The 12915-nt window shown below is 34.0% G+C and carries 11 protein-coding genes; 5 read left to right on the top strand and 6 right to left on the bottom strand.

Features of this window, described 5'->3' with window-relative positions:
- Positions 1-15 precede the first annotated feature (15 nt).
- Positions 16-756 carry an alpha/beta hydrolase gene (locus PYW31_RS11930; protein WP_046836867.1) on the top strand — a complete coding sequence of 247 codons (741 nt, stop codon included), beginning with the start codon at positions 16-18 and terminating at the stop codon, positions 754-756.
- A gap of 82 nt (positions 757-838) precedes the next feature.
- Here PYW31_RS11930 and PYW31_RS11925 read toward each other — a convergent pair whose 3' ends face one another.
- On the bottom strand, positions 839-1210 hold the full coding sequence (locus PYW31_RS11925; RefSeq protein ID WP_046836866.1) for an iron chaperone: 372 nt from the start codon (positions 1208-1210) through the stop codon (positions 839-841).
- Between the two features lie 218 nt (positions 1211-1428).
- The gene (brnQ, locus tag PYW31_RS11920; RefSeq protein ID WP_046836865.1) at positions 1429-2733 is read right to left on the bottom strand and encodes a branched-chain amino acid transport system II carrier protein; all 1305 of its coding nucleotides are present in this window, start codon (positions 2731-2733) and stop codon (positions 1429-1431) included.
- A 301-nt stretch (positions 2734-3034) separates the two neighbouring features.
- On the opposite strand from brnQ, the gene PYW31_RS11915 reads away from it, so the two are divergent.
- Positions 3035-4363: a sodium-dependent transporter gene (locus PYW31_RS11915; RefSeq protein ID WP_046836864.1), complete on the top strand. Its 1329-nt coding sequence runs from the start codon at positions 3035-3037 to the stop codon at positions 4361-4363.
- A 438-nt stretch (positions 4364-4801) separates the two neighbouring features.
- Here the strand turns inward: PYW31_RS11915 and ilvD are convergent, their stop codons facing one another.
- Positions 4802-6502, bottom strand: coding sequence for a dihydroxy-acid dehydratase (gene ilvD / locus PYW31_RS11910; protein ID WP_046836863.1), 1701 nt, complete (start codon positions 6500-6502; stop codon positions 4802-4804).
- Positions 6503-7030: 528 nt separating this feature from the next.
- Here ilvD and PYW31_RS11905 point away from each other — a divergent pair.
- The gene (locus PYW31_RS11905; RefSeq protein WP_046836862.1) at positions 7031-7999 is read left to right on the top strand and encodes a LysM peptidoglycan-binding domain-containing protein; all 969 of its coding nucleotides are present in this window, start codon (positions 7031-7033) and stop codon (positions 7997-7999) included.
- A 113-nt stretch (positions 8000-8112) separates the two neighbouring features.
- Here the strand turns inward: PYW31_RS11905 and PYW31_RS11900 are convergent, their stop codons facing one another.
- Positions 8113-8385 carry a hypothetical protein gene (locus PYW31_RS11900; protein ID WP_046836861.1) on the bottom strand — a complete coding sequence of 91 codons (273 nt, stop codon included), beginning with the start codon at positions 8383-8385 and terminating at the stop codon, positions 8113-8115.
- Positions 8386-8583: 198 nt separating this feature from the next.
- Here PYW31_RS11900 and PYW31_RS11895 point away from each other — a divergent pair, with 198 nt between their 5' ends.
- The gene (locus PYW31_RS11895) at positions 8584-9450 is read left to right on the top strand and encodes a GNAT family N-acetyltransferase (protein ID WP_046836860.1); all 867 of its coding nucleotides are present in this window, start codon (positions 8584-8586) and stop codon (positions 9448-9450) included.
- 110 nt (positions 9451-9560) lie between these two features.
- The gene (locus PYW31_RS11890) at positions 9561-10805 is read left to right on the top strand and encodes an ammonium transporter (protein ID WP_046836859.1); all 1245 of its coding nucleotides are present in this window, start codon (positions 9561-9563) and stop codon (positions 10803-10805) included.
- Between the two features lie 164 nt (positions 10806-10969).
- Here PYW31_RS11890 and PYW31_RS11885 read toward each other — a convergent pair whose 3' ends face one another.
- Together PYW31_RS11885 and PYW31_RS11880 are read right to left on the bottom strand one after the other, a co-directional pair.
- Positions 10970-11755 (bottom strand): YibE/F family protein, encoded by a 786-nt coding sequence (locus PYW31_RS11885; RefSeq protein WP_046836858.1) that lies wholly within the window; start codon positions 11753-11755, stop codon positions 10970-10972.
- Positions 11752-12864 (bottom strand): YibE/F family protein, encoded by a 1113-nt coding sequence (locus tag PYW31_RS11880; RefSeq protein WP_046836857.1) that lies wholly within the window; start codon positions 12862-12864, stop codon positions 11752-11754. Before PYW31_RS11880 ends, PYW31_RS11885 begins: the two co-directional genes overlap by 4 nt.
- Positions 12865-12915: the final 51 nt, after the last annotated feature.

Below are 12915 nucleotides of genomic sequence, written 5' to 3'. Positions count from 1 at the left end.
TTGGAGTGACAATTAATGATCAAAGTTAAAGCACCAAGTCCAATATTTTTGGAAAGCAACCAATCAGAACATGCTATATTATTATTACATTCATTCACAGGTACTGTACGTGATATGAAGCTATTGGCAACTCAATTAAACACTGCAGGATTTACGTGCTACGTGCCTTCATACAAAGGTCATGGGTTAATGCTTGAAGCGCTTATGACTTATGATACAGATCAATGGTGGCAAGACGTATTAGAGGGGTATCAGTTTTTAGTAGAAAAAGGATATTCGAAAATTAGTGTCTGTGGTCTATCTTTAGGTGGATTATTAGCATTGAAATTAGCAGAGCACAAACCGATTGATTCAGTTGCAATCATGTCCACACCGTATAGAAAAGACGACGCTGGGCTTGCTGATAGATTAAAATATTATGGGCAGCGTATGGGGGATTTAATTGGGTTAGAGCAACAGGAAATAACTAATCAACTAAACCAAATTGAAGACTATACTCCTGAATTAAACAAGTTCCAGCTAATGGTAGAAGATATCATGTCAAAGGTTAACCAAATTAGTGCACCTATTACGATAAAATACGGTGAACAAGATGATGCGTCATATGAAACAAGTGCGCAATACATATATGAACATATTTCACATGAACAAAAAGAGATTCAAGGATATAAGTTATGCAAACATTTGATGACCTATGGTGAAGGTCATATTGAAGTTGAACAAGATATCATAGCCTTTTTTGAAGATTATGAATAATATTTAAACTAAGGTTTTTGCAGGTTGAACTGTAAAGCTGTGACAACATTTCGAGACGTTGTCACAGCTTTTTTATTAATAATTAAGATCTCCAAAAAGTAGTACAGTTTACCTTGTCTTCAATATTGTAATGAATCATGTCTTTAAGAAGATTGAAGTCGATTTCTTGTGTCCACTTTATACGAAATAAATTATTGGTTTGTGAATAACCCGCGACATTGATACGCTCATTAAATGCATTCAAACATTTAGCTTCAGGGGCAATTGAAAAATGTTGCTTGGATTTACTGAATGCGATGATAAAAGTGCCGTGGTGTGTAAACATGGGTTGATTCCATTTAATAGTTGTTTCAAGTTCAGGAAATGTTTCTACAACCCATTTTAAGACGTCTGTCATAATTTCTTTATGTTTATCATTCTCAAAAGATTGTAAAAAGTCGTTAAATTGGCTCATTTATCATTTCTCCTACAATAAAATTTTGAAATTGCAATGTGCTCAGGTCAGGTTTGATACATAATAATACTTCAATATTAAATAATATTGATTATGTTCATCATAGCAAATTTATATAATATAAAACATGTTAATAGGTATTTGTTTAATAATATTAATAATAGGAAGTAGACGAAAAAGTCCAACCAAGCATTTAAGCTTCGTTGGACTTTTTTATTTTATGGTGTAGTTTTATTATGATTTTTAATGGAAAAATCTATGACTAAACCGAGTAGTAGTAATACAATGAATGGCAGAAGCCAAGCAAGTTGTATATTAGCTAATGGCAAGGCTTGGTACAGATGTACTAAAAGCGTAAATAAGTTGAAATCATTAAATATCTGTAATATTGAAATTATTAAAGTTACTATCGTTGGTATGATAAATGCGTATTTCAGTTCAAAGGGAATAAAGATACTAATCAACGAAATAATGACCAAAACAATAGAAGTTGGATAAATAAACGTTAATAATGGTTCGGCGATTTGTAATATTAGGTCTAGACCTAATATTGAAACTAAGAAGCCGAGCAAAGAAAAGATAAGAACGAACATCTTATAAGATATCTTCGGCAATTTTTTCATAGCAAAAGCCGCGCACGCATTTACAAGACCTACACATGTTGTTAAACACGCAAGTATAACGATTACGCCAAATATTAAGTTACCAACTGGTCCGAATACGCGTAAGGCATTATAAGTCAAAATACCTGTACCATCTTGTAGCCCTGCATGACTTGTTGTGGCGCCTACATATGCTAAAGCAAAATAAATGATAAGTAATAAGATAGCGGAAATAAATCCAGACTTGATAACATTTTTCACAAGTGTCTTATGATCATTTACACCACTGAGCTTAAACATTTGTACTATTACTACTGAGAATGCTAAAGCAGCGACTAAATCCATTGTGAAATAGCCTTGCAATATACCAGAGACAATAGGTGTCTTGGCGTATTCTCCATTGGCATGACCAATAGATCCATCAGGATTAATAATTACAAGAATACATAAAACGGCTATGATAATAATTAAAATTGGTGTTAAATATTTTCCTAAGTTATCTATAATACGGCTTGGATATAAAGCGATAAAATAAACAATAATGAAAAAGATAATAGAGAAAATAAGTAATGTTAAATGATTGTGTACTGGTAAAATATGATTTGTCCCGATTTCGTAAGCAACATTAGCAGCTCGAGGGATACCATATAATGCACCGATAGATAAATATATACAAATAGCAAATATTGTTCCAAAAATAGGATGAACTTTGTTCCCAATACTTTCGACGCCGCCGTTCATATAGGCTACGACAACGACTGTAATATATGGCAATAAGATGCCAGTTATAGCGAATCCAGTCATAGAAATCCACATATTTTCTTGAGCTGTATAACCTAACATTGGTGGGAATATTAAGTTACCTGCTCCAAAGAAAAATGAGAAGAGCATGAGACCAGATATTAATACGAGTCTATTCATTTCATATACCTCAATTTCAAGGAGATTTACTTGCACAAAACACAAGCAACTTTAACATAGAATACAACCTAATTCAATAAAATTTCTGACAATTTATAATATTGAAAGTATTGTGTTTTATGAATTGACACAGAATATACAATTTAACTTAACAGTACCTATTTTGAAGGAAATTTTATTGCTGTAGAACATATCTTGAAATTACTATTGAGTGCAAGTGCGAAAAATGGTATAGTATATGCTATCTCACACAAACGCTTTAACGCAATAAAGTTTTGCAAAATATAAAGGATGTAACGTTATGAATAAACAATCACAATGGAAGTCGTCGACCGGCTTTATTTTAGCAAGTGCAGGCTCTGCAATAGGACTAGGCGCTATGTGGAAATTTCCATATATGGCAGGTATATATGGTGGTGGCGCATTTTTATTAATGTTTTTAGTATTTACGATATTTGTTGGTTTGCCGTTGCTTATGATGGAATTTACTGTAGGTAAAATGGGGAAGACTTATACAACAAAAATATATGAAAAATTAACAAAGAAAAAATGGCTCAATATTATTGGATGGAATGGTAATTTAGCAGTATTTGTACTATTTGGTTTTTACAGTGTTATTGGTGGATGGATTATCATATATATATTTAATGTAGCGTTACAAATAGTAACGTTTAGTGATAATAAACTAGGAAATATACAATTTGAAGCAATTATTGGCAATCCATTTTTAACAATAATAGGGCAAGGTGTTTTTATATTATTAACGATGATTATTGTGATGATGGGTGTAGAAAAAGGGTTAGAAAAAGCCTCTAAATTTATGATGCCATTGCTATTCATCTTTTTAATTGTCATAGTTATTAAATCACTCACACTTGATGGTTCTATGGAAGGGCTAAAATATATATTACAACCTCGTTTAGAAGATATTTCCATGCAAGGTATATTATTTGCATTAGGACAATCCTTTTTCACATTATCATTAGGTACTACGGGTATGATTACTTATGCAAGTTATGCCTCTAAGGAAATGACAATTAAGACCTCAGCCGTTTCTATAGTAGCTATGAATATATTAGTTTCTATTTTAGCAGGCTTAGCGATATTTCCAGCAATCACTGCTTTCGGCTATAAACCGACAGAAGGTCCAGGGTTGTTATTTAAAGTATTGCCAAAAGTATTTGATCAAATGGCCTTTGGTTCAGGGTTTTATTTAATCTTTTTAATATTATTCTTGTTTGCAGCACTGACATCTTCAATTTCACTATTAGAGTTAAATGTGTCGAATTTCACTAAGAATGATAATGCTAAACGAAAACCTGTTGCATTTTGTGCTAGCGTTCTAGTATTTATTATTAGTATACCAGCGACATTATCGTTCGGTAGTTTGAGCGGTATACAATTTGGAGCCGGTACAATTTTTGATAATATGGACTTTTTAGTTTCTAATATATTAATGCCTTTGGGTGCTTTAGGCACAACGTTGGTAGTAGGACAGTTATTAAACAAAAAAGATTTGAAAGCGCATTTTGGTAAAGATAAATTTAAGTTATTTATGCCATGGTATTATTTAATCAAGTTTGTTTTGCCAATAGTTATAGTTCTGATTTTTGTCGTTCAGTTCATATAGTAAAAACTTCTCGTGCATTTTGTACGAGAAGTTTTTATTTTTGTGTGTAAATATATTTTTTTGTATGTTAGCGCAAACATTTGTGTTTAGTGGAATTAAAACAAGCTCTCAATATTATAATATTGAGAGCTTGTATAAGCCTTAAGCATTATTTACCTGTGAATAAACCGATGATTTTTTTGATGATGTCGATGATAAATGACATAGTTTTTCACCTCGCTTTGTTTTGTTAATTACATAATAATATAATTGTGCGTCATTTTGTTTTGCAATCCCTAAATAGTAATGGAATATGCTTATATGAATTTAAATAAATTTTAAAAACAATTGCGCATCCTTAAGTGTCTTTAAATACACAGATAAAAGCACAATCATAAGCTTTATACTAAGCGTTTTTATGATTGTGCTTTTAAATCGTTTAATTATTATAAATTTAATTTAATCAGTGATAGCACCTTTAGAAGCTGATGAAACAAGTTTTGCATATTTCGCAAGGGTTCCTTTGGTCGCTTTTAAAGGAGGGCATTGCCATTGTGCACGACGACGTTCTAACTCTTTCTCAGAAACATCGAAACTAATTTCTAGATTGTCGGCATCGATAGTGATTTTATCATCTTCTTCCAATAAAGCCATAGGGCCACCAACTTGTGACTCAGGTGCTGCATGACCAATTACGAGACCATGAGAACCACCTGAAAAACGGCCATCGGTAAGTAAGGCCACGGATTCCCCAAGTCCTTTACCAACTAAAATTGAAGAGGCTGAAAGCATCTCTGGCATTCCAGGTGCCCCTTTAGGACCGGCATATCGTATGACTACAACATCACCAGGTTTGATTTGATTATTAAGAATCGCTTTTGTTGCTGCAGATTCAGAGTCAAAGACACGTGCTGGTCCATTGATATAAGTCACACTAAGCCCTGAAATTTTAGCAACTGCACCCTCGGGAGCAAGGTTACCTTTTAAAATTACGAGTGGTCCTGTTTCATGTTTGGGTTGCTCAAAATTAATTATTTCTTTATTATCTGTAAGGTCTGCTTGATGTTCTAGATTTTCAGCAACAGTTTTACCTGTTACAGTAAGACAGTCACCATGAAGCAATCCTTTGTCATGTAAAAGTTTCATTACAGCTGGTATGCCGCCTACTTCATCAAGGTGTGCCATCACATATTTACCGCTTGGTCGCAAATCTGCGATATGTGGGACACGCTTACGAATTTTTTCAAAGTCATCTAATGTAAGGTCAACTTCTATAGTGTGTGCAATGGCAAGTAAATGTAAAATGGCATTTGTAGAACCACCTAAAGCCATAACCACTGTAATTGCATTTTCAAAAGCATTTTTAGTCATAATATCTTTTGGATAAATACCTTGTTCTAATAATTTATATACTGCTTTACCTGCGGCACGACTATCTTTAGCTTTATTAGCTGATACAGCAGGATGAGAGGCGCTGCCAGGTAGACTCATACCCATTGCTTCAATTGCTGAAGACATCGTATTGGCAGTGAACATGCCTCCACATGCGCCAGCACCTGGACAAGCAGCACATTCTACTTTGTGCAATGCTTCATCATCAATTTCTCCATTGTTATACTGTCCAACCCCTTCAAACGCGGATACGGCATCGAGATCCTTTCCATCTAAATTACCAGGCAATATTGTGCCCCCATAAACAAATACAGCTGGTAAATTCAGGCGTGCGATACCAATCATGCAACCAGGCATATTTTTATCGCAACCTCCGATAGCTACGACTGCATCGAGGTTTTCTGCGCTTACAACGGTTTCTATAGAGTCGGCAATAATTTCACGACTCGGTAGAGAAAAGCGCATTCCATCAGTTCCCATTGAAATACCATCCGAAACAGTTATTGTGTTAAAAATTAATGGTGAGGCGCCTGCTTCGCTAACACCTTGTTTAGAGGCGCGTGCCAAACCATCGATATGCATATTACATGGTGTAACTTCACTCCAGGTACTAGCAATTCCAATCATTGGTTTCTTGAAATCTTCATCTTCAAAACCAAGGGCACGTAAATAAGCGCGATTTGGTGTACGGCTCACACCTTCACTAATAACTTTGCTTCGGATACGCAAGTCTTGATGATTTTCGTTATTTTCTATTTCTTTAGTCAAATGATTACCTCCAGTAATACGAATTAATTATTGTTAGAATACTCTGATAATTTAAAAACTACAAATATTATGGAAATGTGTAAAAATGATGTGTGATATTAGTCGTCTGTGTTGGGATACGTTTCTATAGCTATTGATATCCATTACAAATTCAATTTCAGACGTAAAATACCAAAATAATTTCAATACCATATCGGTACCCACAGTATAGACATATCGTTCACATGTCAATGCTAAATATTGATTATACTACGCTATACCTAACGATAATTAAAATAAAAAACGTAATATGATGCTATATGATGTACATTTTAACGCATAGGTCAAAGGGGATTGAACTGGAAATAATATATAATGTGCAGTATATAAAGAGAAAGAGAAATATATTGTCTTATGTGTTATAGAATTGCTTGCTATTGTAATAATAATGTCATATAAATAATATACTAAATTGTGGCTTTAAGATGTATAATGGGGTAGTGATCATGTGTACATAGCGTACAATACAATTTTGGGAGGTTTACATAATTGCGTAAAAAAATAATTGCAACTGTAATAGGGACGAGTGCGTTGGCAGCTGCTACTTCAACGAATGCAGAAGCTGCTTCAACATACAAAGTTAAAAGTGGTGACTCACTTTGGTCAATAGCGAATAAATTTAATGTTTCAGTAGCTAAATTAAAATCATTAAATAATTTGACATCTAATGTTATTTTTCCAAATCAGTCATTGAAGGTATCTGGGACAACAAGTTCTAATACAGCTTCTAATACGTCATCAACTTCAACATACACAGTAAAATCAGGTGATACTTTATCTGGTATTGCGGCTAAATATGGTACAAGCTATGAAAAGATTATGAGCTTAAATGGTTTGTCTAGTTATAATATATATCCTGGACAAAAGTTAAAAGTGTCAGGTTCGACTTCAACAAGTGGTTCAAGTAACACAAGTAGTGGTAGTACAACTACTTATACAGTAAAATCAGGTGATTCTTTATCGGCAATTGCAGCTAAATATGGAACGACATACCAAAAAATTATGAGTTTGAATAATTTAACAAGCTTCAATATATATCCTGGACAAAAGTTAAAAGTATCAGGTTCGACTTCAACGAGTGGTTCAGGTACTTCAGGTTCGTCAGGATATTATACACCGAAATTTAATCATTCTAATTTGTATGATTGGGGACAATGTACGTGGCATGTATTTAACAAACGTGCACAAATTGGTAAAGGAATCAGTACCTATTGGTGGAACGCTAATAACTGGGATACTGCATCAGCAGCAGACGGTTATACTGTAGATCATAGAGCGACAGTTGGATCTATATTGCAATCAGACGCAGGGTATTATGGCCACGTAGCTTTCGTAGAATCAGTTAACTCAAATGGTAGTATTACAGTTTCTGAGATGAACTATAGTGCTTCTCCAGGTATTGCTACGACGAGAACAATACCAGCATCACAAGTAAGTTCATATAAATATATTCATTAATTCATTTTATAGATAAAAAACACGTATAGAATACATTGAAGAACCAATGTATTCTATACGTGTTTTATTATATATCAGAAGCCTTGATAGTGTTTACTAAATCATTTGAACATCTATTTAGATTGGCTGCGCAAAGATTTCACTCGTTTAGCAGTTGTATATAACGTACTTGCTAATGTAAATGTTGAGAAAACTTTAGTAAATTTACGTGGTGATTTCAAGGCAGTATAAAAATCAAGTATAGCTCCCACGCTTGATATAGTCATGCTTGCATACATTAATTTCTTATTTTTAGATTGATAAGCATACCAGTTAAATCCTTCTACTGCTATACCTACAAAGTTGATAGTGTTAGAAACACGATTGAGTTTTGATTTTTTAGCCATTACTTTAGAACCTCCATGTTAAGTGTATCGTACAATATTATAACATTTATTTAGGGAGAAGTAGTTAAATCTATGCTTGTATTGCACGTAAAGGTGAGATTGAATAATAAAATATGATACCATAAAGCTATGAATTTAAAACAATAGTACGCTCAATTCGTGAGATAAAATTACTGATACGTGTGAGGTGAATCAAGCATGATTAAATGCGTTTGTTTAGTAGTGCAAGAGGAAGAGAGAATATTGCTTGTACAAGCGAGACATCGGCAAAAGTATTACTTTCCAGGTGGCAAAATAGACGAGGGTGAAACACATAAACAAGCTTTACATAGAGAGCTACAAGAAGAACTGCAAATTCATATACCAGAAACAAGCTTACATTATATTACAACTGTGGTTGGCGATGCTTACCCTCAAAAAAATACAAAGACTGAACTTAATTGTTTTTATACAACAGAAAAAATAGATTGGTCCAATATAAAACCTGCTCAAGAGATTACGGATTTAAAATGGATCTATAAAACAGATCGTGAAATAATAGCACCAGCCGTTCTAACATGGTTAGATAACGATTTTAACTGTAAGTTAGAAGATAGACTTGAATTCGAACCCTATGGTGCATCACTTTTTGATGATGTACTAGGAATTAATATTGCAGAGTCAGACCTTCAATTTACTAAAACACCTCAAGAAAATATCAAACTTGCAAAAGAGGATTTAGATCGACATCCGACTTTAATATACAACCAGCAACAGCAATGTATTGGATTCTTTACTTTACACGAAGGCCAAGGCGTAGAAGCGTATACTGCTAATCCGAATGCGATATTTTTCAGATCATTTAGTATAGGCGTTGATTATCGTGGCCAAGGATACGGAAAGCAAGTTATTCAACAATTACCACATTATGTGAAACAATATTTTCCAAGTATTAATGAGATTTATCTCACAGTTAATGATGATAATGAAAAGGCGCAACAGTTGTATAAACATTGTCAGTATGAATATGTAGGAGAAAGTTTATTAGAAGATCGACCCGTGTATATTATGCGTTATAGAATATAAATCAATCGTAAAACGCGTCATGAAAGTTAACACATAGTGTTATTTTACATGACGCGTTTTTGCTATTTTAATTGAGGCATCGTATGATTTTTTTCAAAGGGGTGAGAGAATTGAATATGAATGATACGCTATTTCTATTTTTATGTACGCTACTCGTTTGGTTGATGACGCCTGGATTAAGCTTATTCTATGGTGGACTCGTACAATCGAAAAATGTTTTAAATACTGTTATGCAGAGTATGTCTGCAATCGTAGTGGTGACATTTGCTTGGGTGATTTTGGGTTTTAGTCTTAGCTTTGGGTCTGGAAATACATTTTTAGGTGATTTTACATATTTAGGCCTGCAACATGTTGGTTTCGGTACTCAAGCGGATATTTCTCCAAATATTCCTTTAGCTTTATTTATGCTATTTCAATTAATGTTTTGTACAATTGCAGTTTCTATTTTGTCGGGTTCAATTGCTGAAAAAATGAAGTTTATACCATATTTGGTATTTGTGTTTTTTTGGGTGATTCTTGTATATAGTCCAGTAGCTCATTGGGTTTGGGGCGGCGGTTGGATTGATCAGATAGGCGCAATTGATTACGCTGGAGGTACAGTCGTACATATTACTTCAGGTGTGTCTGGCTTAGTGCTAGCAATTATGATTGGAGCTGGAAAGAATTTTGATAAACGTCCACCGCATAATCTAATCATTACGCTTATTGGCGCTATACTAGTCTGGGTAGGTTGGTATGGTTTTAACGTTGGTAGTGCTTTGACATTTGATGGTATTGCAATGACGTCATTTGTAAATACAGTCTTAGCAGCAAGTGCTGGCGCATTAGGTTGGTCAGTGATGGAGCATCTAATGAAAAAGACAACGAGTTTGATTGGGATGTTATCAGGCGTGCTGGCTGGATTAGTTGCAATTACTCCGGCAGCTGGTTTCGTTGGCTATATGAGTGCAATAATTATTGCGCTTATAGGTGGTATTTGTTGTTATTTTGCAATCAATTATATCAAAGTGAAGTTGAAATATAATGATGCATTAGATGCGTTTGGTATACATGGTATTGGAGGCGTTGTAGGTGCAATTTTAACAGGTATTTTCCAATCCCATAAAGTGAATGAAGGGGTTACCAATGGTTTGATCTTTGGAGGCGGCATACAAACAATCACTGTACAAATCATTGCTGTGGTCGTCACAATCATTTTTAGCGGTGTGTTGACTTATATTATTGCAAGGGTCATTGGATTATTTAGTGCACTAGGTACAGATAAAAAAGAAGAAGAACATGGTTTGGATTATGTGGTCCACGGCGAGCGTGCATATTTTAGCGGAGAATTAAATAAATTTAATAGACGTCCGTGACGATAGTTATCTAAACAAAGCCGTTTAATAACAAAAGTTAGTATTTATAGGGACAATGCTTTGTTTAAAACTTTCTATTAAACATTAATAATAGTGAAGTGAACTACTTTTAAATTAAAAAACCACCAACGCTATTGTGAAATGATAGTGTTGGTGGTCGTTTATTAATCTACTGTATGTTCTGATTTTTTATCGATGGGCTTTTCATTTTTAATTAATAATGAAGATAACCAAGCTGTTATTGGAATACTGATGGCAACAGCGATACCACCTAATAAGATAGAAATGAATTCTTGCACAAAAATCTTAGAATTAATGATGTGACCAAAAGAATAATTTAACTTAAAGAACCAGAAAAACAAAGTTAATTGGCCTCCGAAATATGCGAGATAAATCGTATTTGCCGATGTTGCTAAAATTTCTCTGCCTACTCTCATACCTGAATGAAATAATTCTTTTTGGCTTAAATTAGGATTGGCTTCATTTAATTCATACATTGGAGAACTTATTGTGATTGCTAAATCGATAACCACTGCTATTACTGCTAAAACTACAGTGAAGACCATAAATTTCACCATATCTATACCAATATTCATGGAAAAGATATAGGTCTCATCTTGTTGCTCGGTAGTGAAACCTTGTAAATGCCCGATGGCAACAGAAAGATAGATGGCAGCAATCAAAATAATCGTAGTTAATAGAGTAGCGTAAAACGCTGCTTTAGTCTTAGTATTATAACTATTTAATACAAATAAGTTACACGATGCAATGACGATACAAAAAATGATTGTCACAACGTAAATAGGCGCACCGAATATAATAATAACAATGGCGATGAGTAAGATGACGAAATTCAAAAATAACGTCAAATAAGAAATTAACCCTTTTTTACCGCCAAAAGCAATCATTAAAATGAAGAGTAGGATAGCTAAAATTGTTATTGCACTCATTGTCTGACACCTCGCAATTTAAACCATAATTGCATTAATAAAATTGTGATGGGGATAGTTAAGACGATACCTATACCGCCTGTGATTGCCCGGGAAATTTCTAATGACCAATTCATGGAAATGGTGTATGTAATGGTATTTTCATTTTTTAAATATAGAAGTATCATCGGTAAACTTCCAGATAGATATGAGAAGAGTAAGATATTGGTCATTGTTCCCATGATATCTTGGCCGATATTACGCCCAGCTAATGCCCATCTGGCCATGCTAATGTTAGGTGTACGACGTAATATTTCATTCATACCACTGGCAATCGTAATAGCAACGTCCATAACAGCACCAAGTGAACCGATCATCACTGAAGAGAGGAACACTTCTTTAGGTGGTAATGTTAAGAAAGTCATTGTTTCAAATTTTAAGCCTTGGCCACCTGTCAGTTGAATAACTAGTTGCGTAAGCCCGATACAAAGAAAAGTTCCGAGTAAGGTACTGATAATCGTGATGAGTGTACGCCATTGCCAACCGGTGACTAATAATAGCGTTAATGTCGTAGAAATAACAATACCTACGCTCATTAAAGCAAACAAACTAACTGTGGGTGATTGATTATGGATATAAATGGCTAATATAACTATTAGAGTATTAATAATTAAAGATAAAATGGATTGTAAGCCGATTTTTCTACCAACGAGCAATACAGTTAATAAAAATAAGCCGGTCACAGCGACCACAAGACTGTCGCGTTTTTTCTCGGTAATATAAGCATCATTTGGATGTTTATCTATATGTAAGAGTACTTTGTTATTTTTTGAAAAAGCTTCGCTATCTGCTTGAGATTCTACATAATCATGTTGAATCGTTGCCGTTTTTCCTTCAAATTTACCGTTTAAAATTTTGATTTTAAAAGTTTCTTTATGCTTAATATCTTTATTATGATGTTCATCTGTAATTTGGGAAGTTGATTTATTTTCAATATGTGTAATTTGCCCGATTGGCGTTTGATAAAACTTTTCATTTACAAATGTGAAAATAAATAAACCTACAAAGATGATACAAAATAATAAGATGACCCAATTAAATGGGCGGTTGAATGCTGATTTCACTGCCATTGTCTTAATTCAGTCCTCTCTCTTTATAGACAATGTGATTATACGCCCCTA

Origin of the sequence: Staphylococcus succinus (assembly GCF_029024945.1) — a bacterium.
GTDB lineage: Bacteria > Bacillota > Bacilli > Staphylococcales > Staphylococcaceae > Staphylococcus > Staphylococcus succinus.
This window is presented reverse-complemented; position numbering and strand designations above follow the sequence as displayed.

Bases quoted from the DNA above. Each gene is read 5' to 3' on its own strand.
- PYW31_RS11895 (WP_046836860.1), top strand. From the start codon at position 8,584: ATGATTAAATGCGTTTGTTTAGTAGTGCAAGAGGAAGAGAGAATATTG.
- PYW31_RS11900 (WP_046836861.1), bottom strand. From the start codon at position 8,385: ATGGCTAAAAAATCAAAACTCAATCGTGTTTCTAACACTATCAACTTT.
- brnQ (WP_046836865.1), bottom strand. From the start codon at position 2,733: ATGAATAGACTCGTATTAATATCTGGTCTCATGCTCTTCTCATTTTTC.
- PYW31_RS11915 (WP_046836864.1), top strand. From the start codon at position 3,035: ATGAATAAACAATCACAATGGAAGTCGTCGACCGGCTTTATTTTAGCA.
- PYW31_RS11880 (WP_046836857.1), bottom strand. From the start codon at position 12,864: ATGGCAGTGAAATCAGCATTCAACCGCCCATTTAATTGGGTCATCTTA.
- PYW31_RS11930 (WP_046836867.1), top strand. From the start codon at position 16: ATGATCAAAGTTAAAGCACCAAGTCCAATATTTTTGGAAAGCAACCAA.
- PYW31_RS11885 (WP_046836858.1), bottom strand. From the start codon at position 11,755: ATGAGTGCAATAACAATTTTAGCTATCCTACTCTTCATTTTAATGATT.
- PYW31_RS11925 (WP_046836866.1), bottom strand. From the start codon at position 1,210: ATGAGCCAATTTAACGACTTTTTACAATCTTTTGAGAATGATAAACAT.